Annotated in this window: 10 protein-coding genes and 1 pseudogene; 4 read left to right on the top strand and 7 right to left on the bottom strand. The window is 74.1% G+C overall.

All coding sequences use genetic code 11. The features are described 5' to 3' along the window. Positions 1-32: 32 nt before the first annotated feature. On the top strand, positions 33-1850 hold the full coding sequence (locus tag FOE67_RS06610; protein ID WP_182661411.1) for a bifunctional metallophosphatase/5'-nucleotidase: 1818 nt from the start codon (positions 33-35) through the stop codon (positions 1848-1850). A 198-nt stretch (positions 1851-2048) separates the two neighbouring features. After that, positions 2049-2732 carry a GNAT family N-acetyltransferase gene (locus FOE67_RS06605; protein WP_182661409.1) on the top strand — a complete coding sequence of 228 codons (684 nt, stop codon included), beginning with the start codon at positions 2049-2051 and terminating at the stop codon, positions 2730-2732. Positions 2733-2927: 195 nt separating this feature from the next. On the opposite strand, the gene FOE67_RS06600 is transcribed toward FOE67_RS06605, so the two are convergent. Next, positions 2928-3323 (bottom strand): VOC family protein, encoded by a 396-nt coding sequence (locus FOE67_RS06600; protein ID WP_182661407.1) that lies wholly within the window; start codon positions 3321-3323, stop codon positions 2928-2930. A gap of 43 nt (positions 3324-3366) precedes the next feature. Here FOE67_RS06600 and FOE67_RS30280 point away from each other — a divergent pair. Then, positions 3367-4050 (top strand): annotated as a pseudogene (locus FOE67_RS30280) (winged helix-turn-helix transcriptional regulator). 10 nt (positions 4051-4060) lie between these two features. Further along, the gene (gene soxR / locus FOE67_RS06590) at positions 4061-4585 is read left to right on the top strand and encodes a redox-sensitive transcriptional activator SoxR (protein ID WP_323384370.1); all 525 of its coding nucleotides are present in this window, start codon (positions 4061-4063) and stop codon (positions 4583-4585) included. A 60-nt stretch (positions 4586-4645) separates the two neighbouring features. On the opposite strand, the gene FOE67_RS06585 is transcribed toward soxR, so the two are convergent. The 6 genes from FOE67_RS06585 to FOE67_RS06560 form a co-directional block, all read right to left on the bottom strand. Continuing rightward, the gene (locus tag FOE67_RS06585) at positions 4646-6097 is read right to left on the bottom strand and encodes a HAMP domain-containing sensor histidine kinase (RefSeq protein WP_182661415.1); all 1452 of its coding nucleotides are present in this window, start codon (positions 6095-6097) and stop codon (positions 4646-4648) included. Positions 6098-6192: 95 nt separating this feature from the next. After that, on the bottom strand, positions 6193-6930 hold the full coding sequence (locus FOE67_RS06580; protein ID WP_228473619.1) for a response regulator transcription factor: 738 nt from the start codon (positions 6928-6930) through the stop codon (positions 6193-6195). Between the two features lie 25 nt (positions 6931-6955). Next, positions 6956-8140: a S1C family serine protease gene (locus FOE67_RS06575; RefSeq protein WP_182661413.1), complete on the bottom strand. Its 1185-nt coding sequence runs from the start codon at positions 8138-8140 to the stop codon at positions 6956-6958. Then, on the bottom strand, positions 8137-8658 hold the full coding sequence (locus FOE67_RS06570; RefSeq protein ID WP_323384367.1) for a Uma2 family endonuclease: 522 nt from the start codon (positions 8656-8658) through the stop codon (positions 8137-8139). Before FOE67_RS06570 ends, FOE67_RS06575 begins: the two co-directional genes overlap by 4 nt. Positions 8659-8976: 318 nt before the next feature. After that, on the bottom strand, positions 8977-10005 hold the full coding sequence (locus FOE67_RS06565) for a LacI family DNA-binding transcriptional regulator (protein ID WP_182661403.1): 1029 nt from the start codon (positions 10003-10005) through the stop codon (positions 8977-8979). Positions 10006-10048: 43 nt separating this feature from the next. Then, on the bottom strand, positions 10049-10801 hold the full coding sequence (locus tag FOE67_RS06560; protein WP_182661401.1) for a winged helix-turn-helix transcriptional regulator: 753 nt from the start codon (positions 10799-10801) through the stop codon (positions 10049-10051). Between the last annotated feature and the right edge of the window lie 277 nt (positions 10802-11078).

The raw sequence follows: 11078 nt of genomic DNA, 5'->3' as shown, positions 1-11078 counted from the left end.
AAGCCCGCCCCACCGAAAGGGACTTGTCCCCCATGTCAGGATCACCCCCCACGCCCCGGCGGCGGCGCCGCGCCACGGCGACCCTCGCGGTGGGCCTCGTCGGTGCGCTCGCCCTCTCCCTGCCCGCCGCCCAGGCGGTCGCCGGCGGTCCCGGCAAGGGCCACCCCGGCAAGCCGGAGAAGCCCGCCAAGCCGGGCCACACCGTCGAACTCCAGGTGTTGGCCCTCAACGACTTCCACGGCGCCCTGGAGCCCCCCACCGGCTCGGGCGGCCTGGTCACGCACGAGCACGACCACGGCGGGCACGAGACCATCGAGGCCGGCGGCGTGGAGTACCTGGCCACCGCCCTGCGCGAGGCCCGCGAGGGCCGGGACCGCTCGGTGACCGTCGCCGCGGGCGACATGGTCGGCGCCACCCCGCTGCTCTCCGCGCTCTTCAACGACGAGCCCACCATCGAGGCGCTCAACCTGCTGGGGATGGACGTCGTCGGGGTCGGCAACCACGAGTTCGACTCCGGTTGGGAGGAGCTGATCCGCCTTCAGGAGGGCGGCTGCCACCCGGTCGACGGCTGCTACGACGAGGGCCGCGAGTTCGAGGGCGCCGACTTCCCCTTCCTCGCCGCGAACGTCGTGCACGAGGACACCGGCGTGCCCATCCTGCCGCCCTACAGCATCCACAACATGAAGGGCGCCAAGGTCGGCTTCATCGGCGTCACCCTCGAGGGCACCGCGAACATCGTCACCCGGGCGGGCATCGAGGGCATCGAGTTCCTCGACGAGGCCGAGACGATCAACAAGTACACCCGGGAGCTCAAGCGCAAGGGCGTCAACGCCGTCATCGCGCTGATCCACGAGGGCGGTTACGCCCCCTCCCCCGCCCACAACCACGACTGCGACGCGGCCGGCGGGCTCTCCGGCCCGATCGTGGGGATCGCGGAGAAGACCGACCCGGCGGTGGACGTGCTGATCACCGGTCACACCCACCGGCCGTACGTGTGCACCATCCCCGACCCGGCCGGCAACGACCGCCTGGTGACCTCCGCCCAGTCCAACGGCGTGCTCTTCACCGAACTGACCATGGAGTACGACCGGAAGAAGAAGGACATCGTCCGGGCCTCCGTGGAGGGCACCAACCGGGTCGTGCACCGCGAGCGGGAGCGCGCCTCCGACCTGACCGCGCTGCTGGACTACTGGCGCGACCTGGCCGGCGCGGTGGCGAGCCGGCCGATCGGCTGGATCGCCGAGGACATCACCCAGGACCGCAACATCCCCGAGTCCCCGCTGGGCAACCTGATCGCGGACGCCCAGTTGGCGCACGCGCGCGGGGTGGACCCGACGGCGACGATCGCCCTGATGAACCCGGGCGGCATCCGCACCGATCTGGTGTACGCGGCCTCCGGCGACGAGGGGGACGGTGTGGTGACGTACGGCGAGGGCTTCGCGGTCCAGCCGTTCTCCAACTACGTGGTGCTGCTCGACCTGACCGGCGAGCAGGTGCTCCGGGTGCTGCGCGAGCAGGTCAGCGGCCCGAACCTGACGGCGAACAAGATCCTCCAGCCCTCCGAGGGCTTCTCCTACACCCTCGACCTCACCCGGGAGGGCGCCGATCGGATCGTCGCCGACTCGGTGACCGTCCACGGCGAACCGCTGGACCCGTCCGCGACCTACCGGATCGCGGTCAACTCCTTCCTGGCCGGCGGCGGTGACGGGTTCCCGACCCTCGCCGAGGGCACCGACGTGGTCTACGGCGGTCTCGACCTGGACGCCCTGATCGACCACCTGGGCGCCATCTCCTCGCCGGAGAGCCCGCTGACCGCTCCGGCGGCCGACCGGATCACGGTCATCCGCTGATCGGCTGATCCACCGAACGAGGCGGCGGGGTGACCCGCCGCGCGGCACACCCCGAGGGGGCGGTGCCGGACCCACCCGGTCCGGTGCCGCCCCCTCCGTCGTGCGGCGGTGCCGCCTCGGGGGCCGGGGCCGGGAGCCGGCGTGCCGGACGGTCGATCCGGATGGCCGGCCCGGGCCGGCTCCGGAAGGATGACGCCCATGCCGCACCTCGTCGCCCCCGTCCTGCCACCGGGCCGGCTCTCCGGCTCGCCCCAGCCCTCCCTGCGGGCCGACGGCGGCCTGCTGCTGCGCCCCTGGTCGGAGGCCGACGCCCCGAGGCTGGTGGAGATCTTCCGCGATCCGGCCATCCGGCGATGGCACCTGCGCCGGGCCGACTCCGAGGAGGAGGCGCGCCGCTGGGTCGCCGAGTGGCGCCGGGCGTGGCGGGCCGAGCGCGGCGCCCACTGGGCCGTGGTCACCGACCCGCCGAACGCCGCCGCCGGAAAGCACGACCCGGAGCACCGCGAGGGGGACGCCGGGGGGACGGTGGTCGGCCGGGTCGCGCTCCAGGGCATCATCCCCATGGGCGGCCAGGCCGAACTCGCCTACTGGACCGCGCCGGCCGCCCGGGGCGGGGGCGTCGCCCGCCGGGCGGTGGGCGCGGTGACGGCGTGGGCGTTCGGCGAGGCCGGTTTCCACCGTCTGGAGTTGGGCCACTCCACCGCGAACCCCGCCTCCTGCCGGGTGGCCGCGGCGGCCGGCTACCTCCTGGAGGGGGTCCGCCGCCGGGCCCTGCTGCACACCGACGGGTGGCACGACATGCACCTGCACGCCCGGCTGAGCGAGGACCCACCGCCCGGGGGAAGCGGGAAGTCCGGGAAAGCGCCTGCGGATCGGGTGTGACGTCCCCCCGGGGACGGAAGGGCCGGGAGGACGCCCCGCCCGTTCCCTCACGGATGTCGAGCGACTTCGGGCAGGCCTTCGCTTCGCGCCCGGGTGTGCCCCGGGCGCGAAGCGAAGGACTGCCCGAAGTCGGCTGATCCGGTGGAGGGCGCACTCCACCGGCCTGCACCCCCGGGCACGTGCGGACGTCCGGCCTCAACGCCCGGCGGGAGTCCCGGGACCGATGATCCGGTCAACCAACTCCGGTATCCACTCGACGTACTCGACCTCGGCTCCCCCGGCGTGCCGGACGTACAGGTAGCGGCCGGTGGGGCCGGTCGCCTCCGGAGTGGTGATCTCCCCACCGGCGGCGGTCAGCCCCGCGACGACCGCGTCCAGGTCATCGACGACCACGGTGGCGGAGGCGTGCCCGTAACGGGCCCGCTCCCGGGGCGGACCGGCGATCACCAGGAAGTCGCCGATCGCGGCCAACTCGACCGCGTCGAAGGCGAACCGCAGATCCGGTTCCCCGCCGACCAGGGTCCGCAGCGACGGCAGGGAGGCGTCGAGGTCGTCCACCCAGAGGCGGGCGTAGGTCTTCAGGACGGTCATGTCCACTCCTGTGCGTTGAGACTGCCGACCAGACCGTAAGACGATGGCCACGGATGGGGTAAGTACGCACTTTTCGGTAAGAGGCGCGAGGGAGGAACGGCGGGTGGAGGAGCCGGCTCCCGACACGTCGGCGGCGCCACACGCGGCACGGGCGCACCCGGTGGCTCGCGAGGTGTTCGACGTGGTCGACACCAAGTGGGCGGTGCCGGTCATCGAGGCCCTCGGCACGGGCACGTGCCGCTTCGGTGAACCGCATCGGCGGGTCACCGGCATCAGCCATCGGCTGCTCACCGCCACCCTGCGACGGTAGGAGCGCAACGCGGTGGTGGGTCGGACGTTCCACCACCCCGTGCCGCCACGCACCGAATACCGGCTCACCCCCACCGGCCGGGAACCGCACCACACGATCAACGGCTTCCGCCGGTGGAGCCGCCGCCACCCGGACGACATCCTCGCCTCACGGCACCGATTCGACCGGGCCCGACACCAGCGTTCGCCGCCGGTGGAGGCCGGCGTCCGGCTCACGATGCCCCGGGGGCGTCCGAGGCCCGGAGCCGGTGAGGAGTTCGGGGCCCGGGGGGAGCGGCGTCGTGGGGTGCCGGAGCCCTGGTGTCCTCCCGGGGGTCGGGGGCGGGGACGGACGCACACCGACCACGGGCCGGCCGGGTATCGCCCCGACGGCCGGGAAACCACCGATGGACTTCGAGTTCGCTTGAGGTCACGCTAGGCTCGACATCGTGACCGAGCCCGTGTCGTCGATGTCCCCCGCCTCCCCCGGCACCGCGCGGGATCCCGGGCGTGAGGGCGCCACCGCCGAACCGCCGCTGACCCGCGAGCTGACCATCGGACAGCTCTCCGAGCGCAGCGGCGTGGCCCACTCCGCGCTGCGCTACTACGAGGACGAGGGGCTGATCACCAGCCGCCGCACCTCCGGCAACCAGCGCCGCTACCCCCGGGACACCCTGCGGCGGGTCGCCTTCATCCGGGTCTCGCAGAACGTGGGCATACCACTGGCCGCCATCCGCGCGGCGCTCGCCGAACTCCCGGAGAACCGCACCCCCACCCCGGAGGACTGGGCCCGGGTCTCGGCCGGCTGGCGGGCCGACCTCGCCGCCCGGATCGCGGTGCTGGAGCAGCTGCGGGACGGCCTGACGGAGTGCATCGGCTGCGGCTGCCTGTCCCTGAGCAGCTGCCAGCTCGCCAACCCCAACGACGTGCTGAGGCGCAACGGACCGGGCCCCTACCGGTTCAACAGCTGCTGACGGTTCGCTCCGGACGAGGGCGGGGCCCTTCCCCGACCGCGCGGGGACCCGGGGCCCGGCTCACCCCGGCGGGGCGGTGCCGCCCGGCGCGGGCCCGCCGGGCGGCGGCTCCTCCGGCGGGGGGTGCGGGGCCCCGGGCAACCGCAGCACCGCCTCCGTGCCGCCCCCCGGGGCCGGCCGCAGCTCCACCGTCCCACCGCTCTCCCGCACCGCCCGCGCCACGATCGACAACCCCAACCCGGAACCGGGCAGGCCCCGGGCGTCCGGTGAGCGCCAGAACCGCTCGAAGACGTGCGGCAACTGGTCGGGCGGAATGCCCGGACCGTGGTCCCGGATGCGCAGCTCGCCGTCCCGCAGGACCACCTCGACCGCGCCCCCGTCCGCGCCGAACTTCACCGCGTTGTCCAGCAGGTTGATCACCGCGCGCTCCAGGGCCGACGCCTCCGCCCTCACCCACCAGGGCTCCGCCTCGGCCTCGATCGCCGTCCCGGGGGCCCGCAACCGGGCCCGGGACACGGCCCGGCCGACCACGTCGTGCAGTCCCACCGTCCCCGGGTGCCGGCTCGCCCGCCGCTCGGGGCGCGACAGCTCCTGGAGGTCCCCGATCAGGCCGGTCAGTTCCCCGAGCTGGGAGGTGACCGAGGCCAGCAGCTCGCGCCGCACCCCCGGGTCCAGCTGCCGGCCGCCGGCCTCGCTGCGGGCCAGCAGCTCGATGTTGGTGCGCAGCGAGGTGAGCGGGGTGCGCAGCTCGTGGCCCGCGTCGGCGATCAGCTGGTGCTGCAGGTCACGGGAGGAGGCGAGGGCGGCGGTCATCTCGTTGAACGAGCGGGAGAGCCGGGCCACCTCGTCGTCCCCGGTCACGGGGATGCGCACCGACAGGTCCTCGGTGCGGGCGATGTGCTCGGCGGCCTCCGCCAGCCGGTCCACCGGCCGCAGACCGGCCCGGGCGATCGCCGTGCCCACTCCCGCCGCGCCCACCGCGCCCGCCACCGCCAGCAGGGAGAGCACCACGGCCAGGGACCGCAGCGGCTCGGTGACCTCGCTCATGGGCCGGGCGACCGACAGGGCGTTGACGAAGCCCGGCAGCTGCCGGGTGTAGACGCGGTACTCGACCCCGTCGGTGCCGACGGCGGTGTGCACGGTCTCGGGACGGGCGCCGACGGCCACCTCTCGGTCCGCCTCGGTCACCGGCAGGTCGGCGTAGCCGAAGAGCACGCAGCTCTCGCCCGCGGTGCTCACGATCCGGGTGATGTCGTCGAAGGGCAACGGCGGATGATCGCCGTCCCCGGTCGGGGGATCCTCCCCGGTACCGTCCCCGGGGATCTCGCGACAGCCGAGGGTGGTGCCCCGGGCGGCCAACAGCTCGGGCCCCAGGCGGTTGTCGCGCAGCGTCTCGTCCAGGGAGCGGATCAGCTCACCGCGCACCAGGAACCAGGCACCGGCCGCGCAGGCCGCGACCGCCAGCGCCACCGTGAGGGCCGTCAGCAGGGCCAGGCGCGAGCGCAGCGGGATGCCGGCGCGTCCCCGGGGCCGCCCCTCCTCCGGCGCGGCGGGACCCGGCGGCGGGCCGGACGGGACCGGCGGGACGGGTCCGGCGCCGGAGGCGTTCACCGGGGCTCGCGCAGGGTGTACCCGACGCCGCGCACGGTGCGGATGAGGCGGGGCTCGCCGCCCGCCTCCGTCTTGCGCCGCAGATACATCACGTACACGTCCAGGGAGTTGGAGGTGGGCTCGTGGTCGAAGCCCCACACCTCGCGGAGGATCTGCTCGCGGGTGAGCACCTGGCGGGGGTGGGCCATCAACAGTTCGAGCAGGGTGAACTCGGTGCGGGTCAGCTCCACCGGCCGACCGGCCCGGCCGACCTCGCGGGTGGCGGGGTTGAGCCGCAGGTCGGCGAAGACCAGGTCCGGCGGGCCGGAGGCGCCGTCGCCACCGGAGCCGCCCGCGACATCGGGCGCGCCCGCCCGTTCGTAGGCGCCCCGGCGCAGCAGCGCGCGGAGCCGGGCCAGCAGCTCGTCCAGTTCGAACGGCTTGACCAGGTAGTCGTCGGCGCCGGCGTCCAGACCGCTCACCCGGTCGCCGACGGTGTCCCGGGCGGTGAGCATGAGGATCGGGGTGCGATCACCGGCCGCGCGCAGCCGACGGGCGGCGGTCAGACCGTCCATGCGGGGCATCAGGACGTCCAGCACGATCACGTCCGGCCGCCAGCTCTCCGAGAGCTCCAGCGCCTGCCGTCCGTCGACGGCGGTGCGGGTGCGGTAGCCCTCGAAGACGAGGCTGCGCTCCAGTGCCTCCCGCACCGCCGGCTCGTCGTCGACGATCAGTACCCGGGACTCCTCGCTCATGTCGCTCAGTGTGACACCCGGCGACTCAGGAACCGGCGTCGGCACGGAGGGCATCGACCACCTGCTCGGCGTCGTTGATCGGGATGGCGAAGCCCAGGCCGACGCTGCCGGCCGAGGAGGCGTCCTGCGAGGTGCTGTACATCGCGGAGTTGATGCCGATGACCTCGCCGGCGCTGTTGATCAGCGCGCCGCCGGAGTTTCCGGGGTTGAGGGCGGCGTCGGTCTGGATGGCGCGATACGTCGTGGTGGACGCGGTCCACGCGGACCCTCCGCCCCATGGGTCGGGGGCCGAACCGCCGGGGCCGCCCCAGTCGCCCCGGGGGGCACCGCTCCCGTCCCGCCCGGTGCCGTCCTGGCGCGGCACGGTCACCTCGCGGTCCAGCGCGGAGACGATGCCGCTGGTGACGGTCCCCGAGAGGCCGCCGGGCGAGCCGATGGCGATCACCTGGTCGCCGAGGGCCACCTCGTCGGAGTCACCGAGGGTCACCGGGCTCAGGTCGTTCACGTCGCGGGCCCGGAGGAGGGCGAGGTCGCTGTCGGGGTCGGTACCCACCACGTCCGCCTCGGCGGTGGAACCGTCGGAGAGGGTGACGGTCACCGTCCCCCCACCGGAGACCCCCGAGGCCCCTGCGACAACGTGGTTGTTGGTGAGGATCTCACCGTCGGCGGTGAGGATCACGCCGGAGCCGGTGCTCGACTCGGTGGTGATCTCCACGACGCCGGGGCTCACGGCGGCGGCGATCCCGGCGACGCCGGACGTGCCGGTGGAGATCGTGTCCGCGAGGGCGGTGTCGGCGCCCCCGGTCGAGGCCGTGACGGTGGAACCGCCGAGCAGGGCACCGGAGACACCGCCGATGGCACCGGCGGCCACGGCGACGGCCGTCAGCAGCGCCAGGGGGCGGCCGACCCGCCGCCGGCGAGCGGGGCCGTCCGCCGGCCCGTCGGCGGAGGCCGCGGGCCCGCCGGGGCCGCCCGTGCCGCCGGATGACGGGGCGACGCGCGGGCCGGCGGGCCGCCCCCCGGCCGTGTCCGGGTGGGGAAGGGGATCGGTGGAAATCGTGTCCGGGGCCGGTCCGCCGAAAGGGGGCTCGCCATCGGCGCGCCCGGTGGGGGAGAGGTCGAAGTCGTGTCCGGTACCGCGCTCGTCCCGGGGCTCCGGGGCCGGATGCCACGGGAAGCGCCGCGGGCCGGAGGAGACGTTGTCGTTCATGCCCCCGAGCGTGCGCCGCCGAGATGAGAGGCGGCTGAGAATTGGCTTGGACTTTCCCGGGGTTTGCGGCGCGGTCCCGCGCCGGACTCGGGAAACGGGGAATTCGGCGGTGTCGATCTCGCACCCGAAGGGGGAGGGGAGGGGAGGGGAACGGCGTCCCCGAACTCGCCCGACCACGGCGTGCGATACACCCCTGCCCCCGGTTCGCCGTACAGGACGAGGCCCGGGGTGTCCGTCGCCCGACAGTCCACGAGCAGGCACAGGGGCACCCCCTCCTGCGCGTGGGCGGCGGCTTTCGTCACACGGTCCTGCCCGGCGTTCCCCTTCGATGTCACCTCGACGACGAGAGCTGCCTCCCCCGCCGCGACATACCTGCCCGGCCCCCGCACAGCCGCTCGGGGGACCACCGCGAGATCGGGGACGAAGATTCCGGACCGGATGGGGAGAGCCGGCCCGAGGGTCTGGTGGATCCCGAATTCCGTACCGATCCGAGGCAGCCCGTAGAGCTGGCGCCGCACCTCCTCGGCGATGGCTTGTGGCTCTTCGACGGTGGTGGTGCCACGGTGACGGTCCCCTCGACCAACTCCACCCGGCAACCCTCGGGTGCCTCCGTGTCCTCCCACAGCGCGAGCAGGCCCACCCAGCCGTCGCCGTAGTCGCACCGGCGGCCCGGGGTGAGTGCGCTCATGGTGGTCTCCTCGGTTCGGATCGTCACCATCCCGGCATGCCTCTTCCACGATTGGAGAGGCCGGCACCCTTGTCCACCCGAACGAGTGAGCGCATTGCTTTCACGGTCGCGCCCCCGGGCCCTGCCCGCGGGAGGACCCCCGAAGGGCTCAGGGGCAGCCGCAGGACCGGCGGATCCGCAGTTCCACGGGGAACTTCCGGACCCGCTCGGCGGGCCCCGAACCGTTCTCCTCGCCCTCTCCGGTGGCGAGGGCCACCGCCGCCCGGGCGATGGCGGGGCGGTCGGAGCCGACGGTGGTCAGCGGCGGATCGGTCAGGCCCGCCTCCTTGACGTCGTCGAAGCCCGCGACGGCGAGTTCGCCGGGGACATCGAGGCGCAGTTCGCGGGCGGCCCGCAGGACACCGATGGCCTGGTCGTCGGTGGCGCAGAAGATGGCGGGTGGGCGGTCGGGGCCGGCCAGCAGGTCGAGCGCCACCTCGTAGGCGTCGTACCGGTTGAACGGCGAGTGGAAGAGCCGCCCCTCGGTGGAACGGCCGGCGGCGCGCATCGCCTGCCGCCACCCCTCCACGTGGTCGGTGACCGGGTCACCGACGGTCGGGGTGGACTCGGTGCCGCCGAGGCAGGCCACGTAGGGGTGGCCGTGGTCCAGCAGGTGGGCCACCGCCGCGCGGGCGCCGCCCACGTCGTCGAGGACGACCGCGACCTCGTTGTCCCCGAAGGCCTCGGGCCGCTCGTGCAGCAGCACCACCCGGGCGTCCCAGGCCTCGATCTCGGCGGCGGCGTTCTCGCTCGGCCCCTGGCCGATGAGGATCAGGCCGGATACCCGCATGCCGAGGAAGGCGCGCAGGTAGTGCACCTCGCGCTCGTCGAGGTAGTCGGAGTTGCCGACCAGCACCATCTTGCCGCCCTCGGCCGCCGCCTGTTCGACGGCGTGCGCGAGTTCGGCGAAGAAGGGCTGTCGGGCGTCGGGGACGATCAGACCTATCAGGTCGGTGCGCTGGGAGGCCATGGCCTGGGCGACCCGGTCGGGGCGGTACCCCAACTCCTTGATCGCGGCCAGGACCCGCTCCCTGGTCCCCGCGGCCACCGGGCGCGGTCCGTTGTTGATGACATAACTGACGACGGCGGTGGAGGTGCCCGCCAGCCGTGCCACATCGTCCCGCGTCACCTTGGCCACCGCGACAGTGTACGCGCGGGCCCCGACGCCCCCCGGCCCCGTCTCAGGCCCGGCGGGCGGCCTGCTTGACGACCTCCTCGGCCTCCCGGGTCACGGCCCTGGCCTGCTCGCGGGCGGGGTCGTTCTTCTCCGGGACGACGAAGCGGTAGCCGACGTTGCGCACGGTGCCGATCAGCGACTCGTGCTCGGGGCCGAGCTTGGCGCGCAACCGCCGCACGTGCACGTCCACGGTGCGGGTGCCGCCGAAGTAGTCGTAGCCCCAGACCTCCTGGAGGAGCTGGGCGCGGGTGAAGACCCGGCCCGGGTGCTGGGCGAGGTACTTCAGCAGCTCGAACTCCTTGAACGTGAGGTCGAGCACGCGGCCCTTGAGCTTGGCGCTGTAGGTGGCCTCGTCCACCGAGAGGTCGCCGTTGCGGATCTCCATGGGGCTGTCGTCGGTGACCATCTGGCGGCGGCCGACGGCCAGCCGCAGCCGGGCCTCGACCTCGGCGGGGCCGGCGGTGTCGAGCACCACGTCGTCCACGCCCCAGTCGGCGGTGACGGCGGCCAGGCCGCCCTCGGTGACGATGAGGACCAGGGGACAGCCGGGGCCGGTGGAGTGCAGGAGCTGGCACAGGGAGCGGACCTGGGGGAGGTCGCGACGGCCGTCGACGAGGATGACGTCGGCGCTGGGGGCGTCCACCAGCGCGGGGCCCTCGGCCGGGGCGACGCGCACGTTGTGGAGCAGGAGCTCCAGGGCCGGGAGGACCTGGGAGGAGGGCTGGAGGGCGTTGGTCAGCAGCAGCAGGGAACTCATGGCGGGCGGTTCCTTCCTCGGTCCCGGCAATGTGGACGACTTCGGAACGGACGTCTCCGACGCGCCGCGGGCGACGCTGCCCGAAAAGCGCGAAAGGACCCGGTACGGCATCGGTGCCCGGATCCTTCTGGGCAAAGAGCATAGCCCGGGAGGACCCCCGCGCGCAGGGTTCGTGTCACATCGCGGATACCCGGCGGGCACATTCCGCCGGCTCGTTCGTCGCCCGACGGTAACCGGGAGGGCCCGCGGGCCGGGCCCGGAACCGGCGGCGGAGGGG

Source organism: Streptomyces calidiresistens, assembly GCF_014141525.1.
Lineage (GTDB): Bacteria > Actinomycetota > Actinomycetes > Streptomycetales > Streptomycetaceae > Streptomyces > Streptomyces calidiresistens.
This window is presented reverse-complemented; position numbering and strand designations above follow the sequence as displayed.